Genomic DNA, 16,168 nt, shown 5'->3' with positions numbered 1-16,168 from the left:
TTCCTTATAGACTGTTCAGAGGGGAGAGGTACTTTACTGCTGGAATCAAGAGTATAGAAATAAAACGCGTGAGTTTTAAGTCAATTGTGCAAGATGCTAATTATTTGCACTAATGCGATAGGTCGAGGCCATTTCAGAAAGTATGCCTTTGCCACCGGCCATGGTCATCGCCAAATCATGCAGACCGGGCCATAACGGCACCACCGATGCACCTTTCACGGCAAGATCAAGCCGTTGGGCCATCAACAGGAGTTTATGCAAACGCTTCATGGGAAGACGTTTAATGGCTTTTTGATAGGCGGGACGGCGCTTGTCAAAAATCATCGGCTTTTGGGTTTTGCAGGCATGTTCAAAGCTCTGGCCTTGATCCAGGTGCTGATGCAAAGAGAGCAGGGTGCGCAGCTCGCGGCTTAATGCCCATAGCACGATAGGTGCTTCGACGCCTTCACTACGCAAGCCCTGCACAATACGAGAAGCGCGGCTGGTTTCGCCTTTTAAACAGGCATCCGCCAGGTTGAAAACGTCAAAGCGCGAGCTGTCTTCAACGCCCTGAGCAATGCTTTCCACGTTTAATCGCGTGCCTTGAGGGTGAATCAGCGAGAGTTTTTGAAGCTCCTGATCAGCCGCCAGCAGGTTGCCCTCGGTGCGTTCACCTAAAAGGCGTGCCGCCTCAAGATCAATTTGCAGGCCATGGAGTGATGCGCGGTCGCGAAGCCAGTAGCCAAGGCGTGAATTGTCCACCGGCCATACGGGTACGAACACACCGTGCTTGTCGAGAGCTTTAAACCAGGCACTTTTTTGCTGCTTGGCGTCTAGCTTGCCCATGCTGATAAGCAGTATGTCGTCGCTGCCTTCCATCATTTCAGCGTACTGAACCAAGGCTTTGCTACCTTCCTGGCCAAGCTTATGGGTGCCTAGCCGCACTTCCATTAGTTTTTGAGTAGCAAACAACGACAAATTGCTGGAGGCTTCCAATAGGCGCCCCCAGGCAAAGTTGGCATCTACATCCAGCACTTCGCGTTCTTCAATACCCGCCTGACGAGCAGCCGTCCGCACGGCATCGCAGGCATCACGATGCTGAAGCGGTTCTTCACCGGCCACAATGACTACCTTGGGCAGTTTTTTGGCAAGCGTTGCAGATAGCTGGTCAGCAAAAACCTTCACTCAAAACCCTTAACATTCGCCAGGCGTTCGACAATCCGCTGCGCTAGCTGACGAGCAAGCGTATCCTGAGCTTCACGAAAGAGCGTCTCGCGGTTAAGCAAGTCGTCATCATTGACCCGGATGCGGCTACTGACCGACACCGTTGCGTTATTAAGTGCATAGGCATTGGTGTCGCGCTGTTGCACGGATAGCGTCGTGCTAAGTGTGAGTTCATGTTCACGGCTGGCACGACTATCGCTACCTATACGCCGCTCTAACCGAGAAGGCGGTCCTAATGTAACGCGCCAAGGCGCAGTGGGATCAACCTCAGTGCCTAGCTGTTGCAGGCGTGCGCGTAGCTGTTGTGCCGTGGCACTGGTCACATCGCCTTCAAGGGCAAGCGCAGGCAGAGTGGGCATGGAGCCGCTGCCGCGTAGATGAAAGCCACAGCCGCTAAGTAGCACTGCCGCCGAGGCGGCAATGCTGGTAGTCAGAAAGGTACGTCGGTTCATCCGCTTACCACGATGTTTACCAGCTTACCCGGCACGACAATAACTTTACGGACCGTTTTGCCTTCCAGGTGGCGCTGGACGTTTTCGTTTTCCATCGCGAGCTTCTCGATGGCTGCTTTGTCCGCACTCGCCGGGGCTTCCAGGCGAGCACGTAATTTACCGTTTACCTGAACAACGAGTTCGATGTTGTCACGCGTAAGTGCCACTTCATCAATAACCGGCCATTGTGCTTCAATCGCGGGCTCTGTGTACCCCAGGCGCTGCCACAGGCTGTGGCAAAGGTGCGGAGTGATCGGTGCAAGCAGCAGCACGCAGGCTTCAAGCGCTTCGCGGCTAACCGCCAGGCCCAGCTCGGAAGTATCATCGAACTTGCCAATCGCGTTGGAAAGCTCCATGACTGCCGCAATCGCCGTATTGAACGTGGTACGGCGACCAATATCGTCGCTGGCTTTCTTGATCGTTTCATGGGTTTTACGACGCAGCGCTTTCTGCTCATCGTTAAGCGTATCCAGTGTTAATTCACCCGGTGTACCCGCTTCGATGTGCTCGTTGACCTGACGCCAGATCCGCTTGAGGAAACGGTGCGAGCCTTCAACGCCGGAATCAGACCATTCCAGCGACTGTTCGGGCGGAGCGGCAAACATCATGAACAGGCGAACCGTATCAGCCCCGAATTTGTCGATCATCGACTGCGGGTCAACGCCGTTGTTCTTCGATTTGGACATCTTCTCAATGCCGCCCATCTCAACCGGCTGGCCGTCACTCATAAGCACTGCGTTCAACGGGCGACCTTTATCATCACGCTGAACTTCAACATCGGCTGGATTGAACCACTGCTTGCCGCCGTTATCGGTGGTGCGATAGAAGGTTTCTGCGATCACCATGCCCTGCGTTAACAGCTGCTGGAACGGCTCGTCGGAATCCACCAGACCAAAATCACGCATCAGCTTGTGGAAGAAGCGGGCGTAGAGCAGGTGCAGGATAGCGTGCTCGATACCGCCAATATAAAGATCAACCGGCAGCCAGTAGTTGGCGCGATCATCCAGCATGGCGTCGTGGTTATCGGCACAGCAGAAGCGTGCGAAGTACCACGAGGACTCCATAAAGGTGTCGAAGGTATCGGTTTCGCGTACCCAGCCATCGCCAAGGTCAGAAAATTCGGGCATTTTCTTAAGCGGTGAGCCGGAGGCATCCACAGTTACTTCCATAGGCAGGGCAACCGGAAGCTCGTCGTCAGTCAGCGGAACGGTTTGGCCTTCCGGGCCGTATTTAACCGGAATCGGTGCACCCCAGTAACGCTGGCGGGCAACGCCCCAATCGCGCAGGCGGAAGTTTGTTTTGGTTTCACCCCGGCCCATTGCCGCAAGCTTGGCGGCAATCGCATCGAACGCCTGCTCGAACTCAAGGCCATCGAACTCACCGGAATTGATCAGCTTGCCGTGCTCGATAAACGCGGCTTCGGAAAGGTCCGGTGTTTGGCCATTTTCATCGGCGATAACCGGTTTGATCTCGACGCCGTACTTGGTGGCGAATTCCCAGTCGCGCTGGTCGTGAGCAGGTACTGCCATGACTGCGCCGGTACCAAATTCCATAAGCACGAAATTAGCCACAAAAACCGGGACTTTGTCACCGGTCAGCGGATGAACCGCTAAGTGACCGGTCGCCATGCCAAGCTTTTCTTTGGTGGCCATTTCCGCTTCAGACGTGCCGCCTTTGGCGCACTCGGCACAGAACGCGGCAAGCTCGCTATTATGCTCCGCCGCCTGTTTTGCAAGCGGGTGGCCTGCGGCAACCGCCACATAGGTAACGCCCAGCAGTGTATCCGGGCGGGTGGTGTAAACCGCCAGCGGCTCGGCTGCGCTGCCATCGGCCGCTTCGATATCAAACGTCAGTTCAACGCCACGGGATTTGCCAATCCAGTTGCGCTGCATGGTTTTGACCTGCTCAGGCCACTCCACTTTATCCAGGTCAGTCAGCAGCTCGTCGGCATAGTCGGTGATTTTCAAGAACCACAGCGGAATTTCTTTGCGCTCAACCGGAGCGCCAGAGCGCCAGCCACAGCCATCAATGACCTGTTCATTGGCGAGTACGGTCTGATCGACCGGGTCCCAGTTCACCGTGGACATCTTCTTGTACACCAGGCCTTTTTCAATCAGCTTGGTGAAGAACCACTGCTCCCAGCGATAGTAACTGGTATCGCAAGTAGCGAATTCACGGCTCCAATCGTAGGCAAACCCCAGCGCCTTTAGCTGATTACGCATGTAATCAATATTCTGGTAGGTCCACTTGGCAGGCGGTACCTGGTTTTGAATAGCGGCATTCTCCGCCGGCATGCCGAAGGCGTCCCAGCCCATGGGTTGCATCACATTTTTGCCCTGCATGCGCTGGAAACGTGAGACAACGTCGCCGATAGTATAGTTACGCACGTGGCCCATGTGCAGCTTACCGCTGGGGTAGGGGAACATGGATAGGCAGTAAAATTTCTCGCGATTCGCGTCTTCTACTGCTTTGAAGCACTGATGTTTGTCCCAGTACTGCTGGGCGTCACGTTCGATTTCACGAGGGCTATAGTGTGCGTCCATCGGTTTTTTTAATGCCTTGGCGTATTCGCCCAACTTGGGCGCAAAGTGAATGGTAGATGACGACTGTCAGATAAGTAATGTCGATTGTATCCTATGAAGGAGTATCCTTGAACGGCAAGCTGATGATAGGAAATAACTGCGTCGATAAAAGGAGAGGTACCATGAGTGAACAACACAATGACCATCGCCTGCGCGAGGGCTATGAACGCCTGCTGGAACGCATGCAGGATGGCGCCAATGAGCTGACGTGGGACAACTTGCAAAAGGATCTAGACGACGCAGTCGCTTTTGAGGCAGAGCTTGAAGAGTACACCAAAGATGAGCTGGCGTTGCTGCGCGCCTGGGTGGAGCGTGATCTAAAAGATATGCGGTACTACCTGGCCGATACCGGTATGCAGGTCGCCACGTGGCTGGGCATTGATATCAGCGGCCTGTCGCGGCGGGTAGCGGAGTCGCTACTGTCTATCGCCGACCGTAGTGTAGTTGAGCGTGAACGCTTTGCCGAAGACCTGGAGGCAGCTCGGGCTGATTACTGTGAAGGTGAAATAGCCGCCCCTGGCTTGATGGCTTGTGTGCATTGCGATGCCCAGGTGATGCTGCCGCAGGTAGCTCGCCTGGAGCCTTGCCATCAGTGTGGGCATCGCTATTTCTACCGATTCCCCAATAAAATCATCGAAACGTAAGCGTTGCTGTCTGGGATAAATACATTGGCGTGGCAGCCCCTTTATAGGGCTGCCCACGTCTAAGCAGCTAATTGACTAAATAGCTCAACCCGGCAATCGAGCCCAGCGAAAGCAGACTCATTACTCCCGCATAAAATAGATTGTTCTTCATAATGCGATAACCGCTAACGCCGTAGCGTCCCTGCAGGGATAAATTAATCCCCGACAATGGCCCGACGCTGGTGCCCACTGCCCATGAGCATAGCCCCACAAAGGCAAACAGGGTGTGTTCTCCGCCTTGCAAGCTCACCATGGAAGCCAGTACCGAAACCCCGATAATCGGGTGAAGGCCCGCCAGCGCACTTAGCACGATAGCGATAAAACTCACCATGCCTTGTGGAGCCCCAAAGGCTTCGAACAGTGTCCAATCGCTGCCTGCTAGTGCAGTTACCAAGGTAGACAGGCCTAGTGTTAATAAACCTGCCGCTAAAAATAACGAGATCTCACCGCGCATCGCCGGTAAACGCGTCGTCGTATGCTGACGAACGCGACGAAGCGTGTAGCGTGGCCCCTCCCGCAAGTTATAAAGCAAAGCGACACTTGGAATTAAAAAAGTGATAATTCCCACAATGGATAGCTCAGGTGTAAGCCAAAAGTGAAACACCATGACCAGAAGCGCCATCACGACCGGCATCAATAAACTGCGGGGTGCCAGTGAGAAGCCCAGCACATTGCTTAAATCAAACCGCCGTCCCAGTTCCAGGGTGGTCAGTAATCCTGATGCCATCGCCAAAGGAAGACCAAACAGCGCGATGTGGGAGTACTGCATCTCGGGGGCTAAGGCGATGACGATGCCCATGGACGCAAAAAAGGGCGACCACGTCGCGGCACTGGAAAGCCCGCGGTTCAGCGCCAGATACTGAGGCATTGAAAGGGGGCCTGAGCGCGCCAAACGATCGCCCACCATAATAATCGTCGACATGTTCAAAATTGTGCCCAGAAAATGCACGCCCAGCCACGTGCGCAAAATGCCGCCGCTGCCCGTCAGCTTCTTGCCGGAGGCCCTTTTTCGCCCCTGCTGTTTACCCACTAGAGAAATAAAGCTCACGCCGACAAGCATGGCCGCCACAAAAGCATTGCCCTGCAGCATCGCGGGCCAATCCACCTCGGCGTTATAAACAAAGCGCGCTACTAACAGCATCGAAAGGCCCAGGCCCATCAACACCCCCGCCTGAACCCGCGAGCGCTTAGGGATATCCCGCCAAAGCAACGCCACCGAGAGCCACAACAAATAGCTCACCGCATGCGCCGTATTTAATAAGCCCGTAAAACCGAGAATCTGAGCGATCAGCCCAAGCAAAATCAGCACGCCCGCTAAACGCTGCCGAGAAGTGGTCTCTTGCATGACAAACCCTTAGTAGTGAATTAGCAGGCTAATAGGATTTGCGAAGGAAGGCTAGCAATGCTGTTTTCAAGGCCGCAAAAGCAACCAGCACTTGTGGGCGTTCGCTTTAGCGCACGATGATTATGCGGCTCCACTATCCTAGAATAAATCTGGGAGATAGGTACTCGTAGCGCGTGGTAACGATTTGTGAGGAACGAACAAATAAGGCACCCGCGAAAATGCCTCGGCAGGAGCGTGCAAGAGTGGATAAGCTTCAGAAGATAGCTTTCGAAAGCTATCGTTGCTGCCAAACGATAAATCTAAGCGCATGATACGCAGCCCGCCGAATGGTATGGTTGCCCGCTATGGAAAAGTAAACGCTTAATCACTGTCACGAAGTTTTTTGTTCAGGATTAAAAAGTATTTTTGTATTCTCATTTATGAACAATATATAGAAAAGGAACAATAGAGCATGGACCTCTCATGGCTAGTTTGTGATGCAAAGCATTTTGCGCAAATGAAGAAGGACTTGTTGGCCGAAGAGACAAGTAATACCGAAGATCCTGACTTAATCGCCATCGTAACGCCAGAAGAACAGCTTTTTATATTTGAATATGGTGACAAGCGTGCCTCGCTCTTCGCACGATATAAGGAGCGCCGTTATCTTTCGTTAAATCGCAAAGTGCTCTTTTGTGAAGTTGAGGAGCGCCCTCGGATGTCAGAAGTATCATTCTGGGAAAATGGGGTCAACGTTTGGGGGGCATACCATTATGGTGATGAAGACATCTATCATCTTGAAGAAAATGGTAAGCCGCCGGGGAACTATTACGTCATTAAGAAAACATTATTGCAAATGCAACGCGAGCAGGATAGTAACGGTGATGAAGAAGTTGATCACGTTTACTCTCTTCCTCTGTTTCAAGCTAAAGACCTCACAGGTTACGGTGCAGATACCGAGATGCCACAGGGAAAGGTATATAAATGGGATTGTCGCCCTCGTCCTAATGCCGCTATGCGTTTCCTCAATCGTCTGTTGAGGCGGCACTGATTTAGTATTGCTGTATTGAAGAACAGTCAGACGCCAGTGATGCTGATATTATTTGAGTCATCGTTTGGGTGGACGTCAGCTACTGGTAGATTTTACGCTTTAGCAAGCATAGGAAATTGATAGCGTGGGAATAAGTTTTCAGCAGTCGTTTTTTATCTATAAATTGATGGTTTATTAATGAAAATAAGACAAATGGAAGCTACTGATCTAGACGAAGCAGCAAAAGTACATTCGCTTGCATTTCCTCGCCAAGCGCATTCTTATGAATGGCTAAAATGTAACTTTAGCGCCTCTCCACGATTTCTCTGCTTTGTCGCAGAGGTTAGTGGTAACGTTATTGGTTATATTATGTGGATGCAAAAGAGTGGGTTTCGTTCTGAAGCTGTTCTGGAGTTAGAGCAGCTGGCAGTATTACCAAATCGTCAAGGCCAGGGAGTTGGTAAGCAGTTAATTGAAAGCTCACTACCTTTGGTTAAAGAGCAGCTAGTAACACATGGTTCTACGTTAAAACATATACTAGTAACTACAAGAGCTGATAATGCTGCTCAGAGGCTATATAAATCAACATTAGGCGCTGAAGTTGAGGCAACCATTCGCAATTTATATTCAGCAGATGAAGTATTGATGATTGCACGTAACATTAATTTGTAAGCGTAATGGCTGCATCACTTGCAGGTTCCGTCTTGCAGCGCTTATCAGCCCCACATACCCATGAGGCAGTCAAGCTGCGAAACAATGTTTCAGAGGTCATGACTGACTCAGTAATTTTCTATGCAGTACAGCAAACGCTGTCTCTAGCTGAAGTGCGCTTGCTAAGTCAGGCAGTGATATTTACCTATTCGGTTCCGGGGTTGATCAGGTGGGAACGGTATGTGCTGCAAGCATCCAAGGATTATTATTAAATGCAGTTAATACTTCCAAACCTAGAATATGAGCGTAGCTACCGGGAATACATCCAAGAGCTTGGCGATGAAGAGCGCTATCCTTTTCCCTTGGATTTCGATCATTCTGATTTTGGTAAGCTTCTAGCGAAGCTGGAAACATTCAAAAACGGTACTGATCTGCAAGAGCGGCTCGTTCCATCAAGCACCTATTGGCTGGTAGATGAGAGTGAGATTCTGGGAGTATCTAACCTCCGGCATCATCTTAACCATCGAATACGGCATGCAGGTGGTCATATTGGGCTTAGTATAAGGCCTACCCAGCGGGGAAGTGGGCTTGGGAGGCATCTGCTGGCGCTTACTTTGGAAAAGGCGTTGGAGCGTGGCATTCACCCGGTTCATATTCACTGTCATAAACACAACTTGCCTTCCTCGCAGATGATCATCGCAAATGGCGGCTCCTTGGAATCTGAAATTAACGACGGTGGAGAAATTATTCAGCGGTACGTGATCAATGCACCTTGATTGTCACGATGCCTCTGCGGTACTCAACCTGACTTTACTGTTTGTCAATTTTAAACCTGTTGAGAATCGAGCATGAGCGAGCAAACGTACTATCAGCGTTCATTGGGTGTAGAGGTCTATCCTCACCTCAAGATGGCTCTTGAAGTAGTGGACACTTCGCTGCCCAAAGTCGCGGTGGATGCAGGCTGCGGCGCAGGCCGTGATGCTCTTTTTCTGCTCGAGCGAGGCTTTACAGTGCATGCCTATGATAAAAGCGATGCGGCTATTGCCCGCTTGCGTGAAAAGGGCCAGCTACATCTCGATAGAACGTTATTTCCTCAGGTTTGCAGCTTTGAGTACTTTGCGTATCCAGAGTCGTCCTTAATAAACGCGTGCTCAAGCCTGTTCTTTTGCTATCAGGAACGGTTTGCGACTGCCTGGATGAATATCGCCCGATCGCTGCTCAAAGGAGGCGTGTTTTGCGGTCACTTTATGGGCCCCAACGATTCCTGGGTAAAGATGGGACACGGCGATCTTACTGTTCACTCAAAAGCTGAGTTAAACGAACTCTTTGCCCGCGATTTCAAGATCCTTGATATTCATGAACATGATGCAGAAGGTATGACGTTGCTGAGTAAGCAAAAGCATTGGCATACTTATTCTGTCGTTGCTCAGAAGATTACTGTAGTCAATGAAACATAGCGCGCAGCTTGAACAATGGATTGCCCAGGATAAAAAACGCATGAAGGCGCTGTATGCGGCGGCTGAAATGGGGCTACCCGATGGATGCCTGGCAGCGGGCTTTGTGCGCAACCTGGTATGGGACAAAATGCATGGGTTTTCAAGTCCCACTGCGCTTAACGATATTGACCTGATCTACTTTGACCCCAGCAACGTCTCTGAAGAGCGCGATCGCCATATTGAAAAGAGGCTCAAACGCACTGTGGATTTGCCGTGGTCGGTCAAAAATCAGGCCAGAATGCATGTGCGGAATCTGGACCAGCCCTATACCTCAACGGCGGATGCCATGAGCTATTGGGTGGAGGTTCAAACCGCCGTGGGTGCATCGCTGGATGATAACGGTGAGGTGGTAATTATCGCACCGTTCGGGGTTGATCCTTTATTTGATTTTACTATCACGCTGAATACCAAAAGGCCCAAACCACTCGACTTTAAACGACGTATTGCTGAAAAACGCTGGCTGGAGATATGGCCCCAGTTGAAGGTGTTAAATCCTTAACGCAATATCAGCGTTATTACGCGCTAAAACAGACGTCTGCAGGGGTAGGAACGGTATGCTTTGATACCCTCCAGTCAGATCTGCCGTGACCTGAATGGAGGGGTTAGCCCTCCGTTTTGATGAATCACCTAGTGTGTGCTTCGGTTACTTTCTGCTTTGGCAGTGGGGCGGTGATTGTTTGTTCATTAGCCATTTTATTATCGATTTCAAGGGTAGGCGGTTCCATGTGGCGCGCTTGGCGCTTCAGAATACTGGTGTACAAAAATTGGTTATAAACCGCCCAACAGTGGAAGGTTAAGAAGGTGACGATAAAACTGACGGCAACCACTTTGATCATCAGTGAGCCGTAAAGCTGTTCAAGAATGGCTTCTTCGATGATAAAGAAGGTGTATAGCCTTGCCAGTACAAGCAGCCACAAGATAAGGGTGGCCGTTGTAATAATGACGTCGCGGATACGATAGCCCAAGCCTTTCTGGCAGGGGTTATCAATGATGATAGGTACGAGCTTATTGTTCATGGAAACGCTCTCCTCGGTCTGGGCTGGTCCAGGTGGCAAGCCTTCCCTGCTGACGCATCATGGCTTTGGGGAAGGCAATAACAACGGTCGCCATATTGAGAATCCAGTAGGCAAACGGGTACCAGATGCTCCAGTAAACGCAGCGAAATATCTCTTTATCGTAGCGGCTGTCGATATAAAAGCTGACGGTGAACTGGATAAAACTAACCGCTATCAAAATACTGCCGAAATACGAGAACACCTGAGTAGTGATCGGCCATTCCATGGGTTGGTTCGCTTGAGAAACAAGCCAGGCGATCAGTAGCGCGATAACCGAGTAGCACCAGGCTACGCTGATGATGTATTCCAGCATCAATGGCCAGAAGCGCCGGTTTTTCCAGCGGATAGTTTGTGAGAAGTAGCGTAGAACGACTTCACCGCCACCTTGTGACCAGCGCAGCCGCTGCTTGAATAGCCCGCGAAGCGTTTCAGGCATCAATACCCAGCACATGGCGCGTGGTTCATAGCGGACATGGCCACCTGCCAGCTGCAAACGCCAGCTCACGTCGATATCTTCGGTAATCATATCGGTGTTCCAGCCACCGACTTTCTCCAGTGCTGTGCGTCTAAACGCGCAGATAACCCCAGATATGGTAAACACCATGCCGTAGATACGCTGGGCACGCTTGATAAGACCGATAATCGCGGAAAATTCGCCGGTTTGTATTTTGCCAATGACGGTTGAACGGGTTCGCACGCGAGGGTTGCCGGTGACGCCGCTTACTTTAGGGCTGTTCATAAAATGCCCCATCATGTAGCCGATAGCGTCGTAATCGAGGATGGCATCTCCATCGATTCCCACAATGATGTCGCTCGTCGCCTCACTTAGCCCATGGTTCATGGCGCTGGCTTTGCCCTGGTTGGGTTGATGCAGCACTTTTAAGTCCGTGTATATAAGCGCAAGCGCCTCAAGCCGACTACCGGTGTCATCCTTACTGCCATCATTGATGGCAATAACCTTCATCTGCGGATAGTTCTGCTTGAACAGGTGGTGAACGGTTTCATCAACATTAGCGCCCTCGTTATAGCAGGGTAGCAGTACCGTGACGGTGGGTGCGTTTTCGTCCCATTCAAGCTTGGCAGGCCAGGGCTGTTTACGCTCCCAATGTACATAAAAGTAGATACCGCCACAGATCCAGATGGTTGCCATTAGGCTTGGGTAGCCAAGCGTAAAGATGGCTAGGTATTCAAGTATGTTCATGGTGTTGCCCTAAAGCGGCGGCCATTGGAAAAAGCTGGTCGTAGCACACTAAGATTTGGATGGTTCTGGAGAAAATCATCCGGGTAGTAGCCGATATGCTGAATGCCTTCTTCGCGCAGCAGGCGTACCCATCGTGCTAACTCTTCGCTGGAAACGGGTGTTTGAGTGCGCCAATCCTGGGTTTGCAGTTCAAAGACCAACTGCTTGGAACTCACCTGAGCAAGCGAACGTCTGGCTAATTCCCGCAACCACTCATCCGGATTTTCGGCCTCTTCCATGTAGGGCATGGCCATTACGGCAACAAAATCGTAACCCGATGCGAAGTTTTGAATATCCTGCGAGAACCATTGCTGGCTTTCTGGATTCATCACCGTGCGGGCATACAGGTTACGCGCAGTAGTGAATTCTTTATTGTCTGCCTGGCGATAGTAGTTGGCTGCCTGCTCCAGCTCTCGGGTGAAGTCGGTTAAAAATTGGGTTTTATGCTGTGTCCAGGCCGCCATAAGGCTTGCGTCATTCTTAATAGCGGTAATATCGCGAGGTAAGGAGGCCTGAGCGTAGGCAGCCAGTGCTTCGGGGTTGGCATCCTCAAAATCGTTTAAAAAAGCGTCATCGTGAAATATCACGCCATCGAATTTCGTCAGGCGTCCAAGGTCCTGATAAATTTCGCGAATGATGCGCCGGTTGTCTTCCACATAGGGTGAAAGGCGACGGTAGCGGTCTGGGGCTTCAAGGCCTGTTTGTGAGTCGATGACATAGCGGTAGTCGTCACCAAGATCGAACGAGAGTACCGGCATCCACGCATATACCTTGACGCCCGCGCGTTTTTTTAACTGCCAGGCTACCCGGTTAAACAGGTCGGCTCTAACCGGCAAATGGCGGTTGGGGAAGTAGAGTTCATCGGCCACGCCATCACCATCAGGATCTGCAAACGCCTGCAGATAAACGGTGGTAACACCGTAGTTGTAGATACGCTCGATCAGCCTGTCGAGATTCTGTTCTTGCTGAATGGGGTCGTCGTCGTAAACATAATCTATATCCACGTGAACAATGCGCAGGTCTTCGGGTTCCCAGACGCGGTCGGAAAGAATTTCTTCAATCGTCTGAAGGCCGGTTTCCTGGTCGATCAGGTAGCGGTTGATAGAGCGCATGGAGCTATGCAGCTGGTTAGGTGCGCTTAACAGGCTAAAGGTATAGATCATGCCGTATTCAGCGGCGATATCCAGCGTTGCCTGACTAGATGCGCCGTAAGGCCATACCATCATGCGGGGCGAGCGACCCATGTGTGTCTGAAACTGCTGTTGGGTTCGTGCCATATCGTTGCGAATTCGTTCTACATAAGCGGCCTCGCTTTCGTAGCCGGTTTCCGGGTTCCAGATGCTAGTTACCGCGGCTGCCTGCTCGTTGCCCATCGGGTTGCCTTTAACCCCGTAATGCAGGTTGTAGGTATGAGAAGCGATTTCGACCAGCGGCGATTCGTCCAGAATCTGCACCTGCTCCCAGGTTAAAAACCGCTCCCGGGGTAGGGTAATATTGCCGTAAGGTACCCGGCCGCCTTCAGGGACATCCAGCCAACTGCCGACGACGGCTTGAACGGCAGGAAACCCGTACAGCTTTAGCAGCGGGAAGACAATGTCGTAGAAGCTGCGATAGCCATCATCGAAGGTGAGCAGCACGGCTTTGTCGGGCAGAGGCTGCCCGCCTGCTTTGGCATCGATAATTTGCTGCAAGCTAACCGGCTGATAACCACCTGCCGAAAGTAGATTGAAGTGTTCTATTAACCGGGCACGAGTGATGGTTTGCGAGTAAATGGGTAAGTCCGGTGTGACAGTGGTATCAACAATGTCGTGATAGCTGATCACTACATAATCACCAGGGGTACGTTCTGCATGGGCTTGTTGTAGCCCCAGCATGACCAGCAGGGCAGCGTTAACAAGAAAGACGCGCCAAAATTTCATAAAAACCTCCATACAAAGCTGGCCGAAATACTGTTGTCGTACTCAGGGGTGCCGTCGTAAACGGCCCTTTGTCTTGAAATGCCGTACTCGATGCTAAGCGTGGGTGCTATTAGCCACTTGTGCTGATAGCCCACTGACCACGTGTTTTCGCTATCCTGATCTTCTTGCCAGTAATGTCCTGAACCCAGCGCCAGGGTTTGTGTAAAGGACTTGCGGTAATCAAGAGGCAGCTCATAGCTAAGGGATAAAACACCGCCCAAATTGGCATCACGACGTGGATTGAAGTAACTGGCTTCAACTTCATCATTGCGCGAGGCAGACGCTTGAATCTCGCCGTTAACCTGCCAGCGATCGAAGTGATAAAGAATCTGGTCCCAATAGCCGTAAACTGATTGGCGTAGGTTGCTATCGGTAAAGTTGGTTGCCATCAGGCCAATTGCGCCTGCGCCCCGCTCGTCGTGTCGGTAAGCAAGTTCTCCCCGATAACGATCGGCGGTCACTCCGTCGCGTAGTGCCCGCAGCGGTGTATCGGGTGTGTTAATTTCGACGCCTAACGTGGTGGTGAGGTGATCGGATACCGCGTAGCGAAGCTCGGTACGGGCCATAAAATCGTTATTGAGCTGAGCGCCGTGTCCGGCGGCAATCGTCACGGTTGCCGGGTAGAGGTTCCATTCGTAGCCTGCGGCGGTATACGCCGCATAAAGGTTTTCGCCTTCAAACTCACCATATTGGCCAATGCGTTGAGCGAACGCGCGTGAGCCATTCTCATCGCGCGGTCCTTCCAGCAGCACTTCATAGCGCCACTCCTTGGAGGCCTGAGTACCGCTTCCTTGGCCTTCACTACGGGCAACCGTGCTGCTCAATTGGGGGGCACGCAGTTCACGCCACTCACGGGCCAGCTCATCACGCGTTGGACTAGGCCTGGCGGTGGCTAGCTCATTGGCAATTTGAGTTGTGGTATCGCGCCACTGGCCGCGCTGGAGCCTGGAAAGCAGCACCCCATGGCGGGGTGCATCGCGCTGCGTGGGCGGCATTAACTGTTCCGCGTGCTGATACGACTCTTCGGCTTTTCTTGGCCAACCACGGTCACGCTCAAGGTCGCCCTTGATCTGCCAAAGGTACGGGTCGCCGGGCGCCTGATCCAGGTAACTTGCCAGGCGTTCGCTAGCGGCACCGGTATCGCCACGCCACGAGGTAAGCAATATTTCAAGTAACAGAATTTTTTGATAGTTGGGGTTTTCAATGCGCGTTGTGCGGGTGAAATCCCAGCGCTGTTCGGGTTCACCCGCACGCCATGCCGCCAGTAACCGGTCGGCATCACGAAAGCGTTGTGCATCCGTATAACTGTAAAAAAGCCCTTCATTGAGTGGGTCGTCCGGATCAGAGCCTTTTTCAGGCGCCTGCTGGATCAGGTTCTCATAAAGCGTTGTCGCTTGGTTGGGGCGGCCTAAGCCATTCAATGCGTAGGCTCTGGCGCGGTTGACGTAGGTTGGCAATTGGCCATGCTGGCTTTCAAGCCGCATCGCTAGTGCTTCCGCTTCCGGAAATTGCCTAAGTTCGGCAAGCGCTACCACTTTGTCATATTCAGCTAAGGTAACAAGCTCTGGGGGAGTGCCCGCTGATTGCAGAACACTATTTATCTGCGCCAATCCTGCACGGGTTCTGGATGGCTGGTCGGTGTGGATTCCCAGGCGTATATCGGTAACCGATTCATAGTAGGTAAGCCACAAACGATCACTTTCGGAGAATACGGTGGGATTGGTCTGCATGATTTGTCGGGCAGCAGAGCTGGCCCCCAGCCCTACCGCCAAGCGATAAAGTGCCTGCAGCTCGTTGGTATTTGCAGGGTCTTGCTCCACCAGTGCCTGCCGGGCACCCAGTTCTTGCATCGCGTTAGAGGTACGTGATGCAAGGTAGCCTCTGGCTTCCAGGCCCGCAGTAGTGGTGCCCGCGACTTGGCTATGTTGCTGTAGAGCGATATCGGCCATGGTGTAATTACCCATGTCTGTCTGGACTAAGGCACGTCCAAGCCACCCCTCTGCATTGTTTGGGTTGCGATAGGTCAGCGCTTGAAATAGCGATAGTGCTTTGGGGTAATCACCCGCACTACGTGCCGCACCAGCCAGGTTGGCAAGTTCGTTTTCAGTAAAGTCACCAGGCTGGCACCAGGAACAGACAGCTAGTGCTTCCTGGTATTGCCCGGCACGTACCTGTAATGCAATCAGGTCCGAACGTACGCGAGTATTTTGTGTTTGGGAGTAAAGTGTTCGAAGGCCTTCAATCGAGGTTTCCAAACCTCCTTGACCTGCCTGAGCCACAAGGGCTTCACGCTGTATATCGGTAGTAGTTTGCCCGTAGGCTGTCTCTACGGTTAAACAGGCAAGCAGGCAAACCGGCAATAAGGAGCGAGGACGACCGTGCATGGTGTTATTCCTACACTGAAAGGAAGTGGCAACTACATATTGTTACTAAGAACATATGTTTCCAGTGTATAAGA

General features: G+C 51.9%; 14 protein-coding genes. 6 read left to right on the top strand and 8 right to left on the bottom strand.

Annotation, left to right across the window (positions count from 1 at the left end):
• Positions 1–96 precede the first annotated feature (96 nt).
• From holA to leuS, 3 genes are read right to left on the bottom strand one after another with little or no spacing between them, the layout of a single operon-like run.
• On the bottom strand, positions 97–1,164 hold the full coding sequence (gene holA / locus D467_RS0109505; RefSeq protein WP_018917281.1) for a DNA polymerase III subunit delta: 1,068 nt from the start codon (positions 1,162–1,164) through the stop codon (positions 97–99).
• Positions 1,161–1,655 (bottom strand): LPS-assembly lipoprotein LptE, encoded by a 495-nt coding sequence (locus D467_RS0109500; RefSeq protein WP_018917280.1) that lies wholly within the window; start codon positions 1,653–1,655, stop codon positions 1,161–1,163. Before D467_RS0109500 ends, holA begins: the two co-directional genes overlap by 4 nt.
• Positions 1,652–4,237, bottom strand: a complete 2,586-nt coding sequence (gene leuS, locus D467_RS0109495) for a leucine--tRNA ligase (protein WP_018917279.1) — start codon at positions 4,235–4,237, stop codon at positions 1,652–1,654. Before leuS ends, D467_RS0109500 begins: the two co-directional genes overlap by 4 nt.
• 161 nt (positions 4,238–4,398) lie before the next feature.
• Here leuS and D467_RS0109490 point away from each other — a divergent pair, with 161 nt between their 5' ends.
• The gene (locus D467_RS0109490) at positions 4,399–4,920 is read left to right on the top strand and encodes a zinc ribbon-containing protein (protein WP_018917278.1); all 522 of its coding nucleotides are present in this window, start codon (positions 4,399–4,401) and stop codon (positions 4,918–4,920) included.
• 67 nt (positions 4,921–4,987) lie between these two features.
• Here the strand turns inward: D467_RS0109490 and D467_RS0109485 are convergent, their stop codons facing one another.
• Positions 4,988–6,304 (bottom strand): hypothetical protein, encoded by a 1,317-nt coding sequence (locus D467_RS0109485; RefSeq protein ID WP_018917277.1) that lies wholly within the window; start codon positions 6,302–6,304, stop codon positions 4,988–4,990.
• Positions 6,305–6,755: 451 nt separating this feature from the next.
• Here D467_RS0109485 and D467_RS0109480 point away from each other — a divergent pair, with 451 nt between their 5' ends.
• From D467_RS0109480 to D467_RS0109460, 5 genes are all read left to right on the top strand, one after another.
• On the top strand, positions 6,756–7,331 hold the full coding sequence (locus tag D467_RS0109480) for a hypothetical protein (protein WP_018917276.1): 576 nt from the start codon (positions 6,756–6,758) through the stop codon (positions 7,329–7,331).
• A 177-nt stretch (positions 7,332–7,508) separates the two neighbouring features.
• Positions 7,509–7,982, top strand: coding sequence for a GNAT family N-acetyltransferase (locus tag D467_RS0109475; RefSeq protein ID WP_208596475.1), 474 nt, complete (start codon positions 7,509–7,511; stop codon positions 7,980–7,982).
• Between the two features lie 251 nt (positions 7,983–8,233).
• Positions 8,234–8,737: a GNAT family N-acetyltransferase gene (locus D467_RS0109470; RefSeq protein WP_018917274.1), complete on the top strand. Its 504-nt coding sequence runs from the start codon at positions 8,234–8,236 to the stop codon at positions 8,735–8,737.
• 72 nt (positions 8,738–8,809) lie between these two features.
• Positions 8,810–9,418, top strand: coding sequence for a class I SAM-dependent methyltransferase (locus D467_RS0109465; RefSeq protein ID WP_018917273.1), 609 nt, complete (start codon positions 8,810–8,812; stop codon positions 9,416–9,418).
• Positions 9,408–9,956: a nucleotidyltransferase family protein gene (locus D467_RS0109460; protein WP_018917272.1), complete on the top strand. Its 549-nt coding sequence runs from the start codon at positions 9,408–9,410 to the stop codon at positions 9,954–9,956. Before D467_RS0109465 ends, D467_RS0109460 begins: the two co-directional genes overlap by 11 nt.
• A 124-nt stretch (positions 9,957–10,080) precedes the next feature.
• Here the strand turns inward: D467_RS0109460 and D467_RS0109455 are convergent, their stop codons facing one another.
• Genes D467_RS0109455 through pgaA form a run of 4 tightly spaced genes read right to left on the bottom strand, consistent with a single transcriptional unit; the run spans position 10,081 to position 16,094 of the window.
• Positions 10,081–10,473: a hypothetical protein gene (locus D467_RS0109455; RefSeq protein ID WP_018917271.1), complete on the bottom strand. Its 393-nt coding sequence runs from the start codon at positions 10,471–10,473 to the stop codon at positions 10,081–10,083.
• The gene (gene pgaC / locus D467_RS0109450; protein ID WP_018917270.1) at positions 10,463–11,713 is read right to left on the bottom strand and encodes a poly-beta-1,6-N-acetyl-D-glucosamine synthase; all 1,251 of its coding nucleotides are present in this window, start codon (positions 11,711–11,713) and stop codon (positions 10,463–10,465) included. Before pgaC ends, D467_RS0109455 begins: the two co-directional genes overlap by 11 nt.
• Positions 11,710–13,671: a poly-beta-1,6-N-acetyl-D-glucosamine N-deacetylase PgaB gene (gene pgaB / locus D467_RS0109445; protein ID WP_018917269.1), complete on the bottom strand. Its 1,962-nt coding sequence runs from the start codon at positions 13,669–13,671 to the stop codon at positions 11,710–11,712. The genes pgaC and pgaB overlap by 4 nt, the downstream gene beginning before the upstream one ends.
• Positions 13,668–16,094 (bottom strand): poly-beta-1,6 N-acetyl-D-glucosamine export porin PgaA, encoded by a 2,427-nt coding sequence (pgaA, locus tag D467_RS0109440; protein ID WP_018917268.1) that lies wholly within the window; start codon positions 16,092–16,094, stop codon positions 13,668–13,670. The genes pgaB and pgaA overlap by 4 nt, the downstream gene beginning before the upstream one ends.
• Positions 16,095–16,168: the final 74 nt, after the last annotated feature.

The sequence above is a fragment of the Vreelandella zhanjiangensis DSM 21076 genome (genome assembly GCF_000377665.1).
Taxonomy (GTDB): Bacteria; Pseudomonadota; Gammaproteobacteria; order Pseudomonadales; family Halomonadaceae; genus Vreelandella; species Vreelandella zhanjiangensis.
Note: the sequence above shows the minus strand (reverse complement) of the source record. Positions and strands in the feature narration are given on the sequence as shown.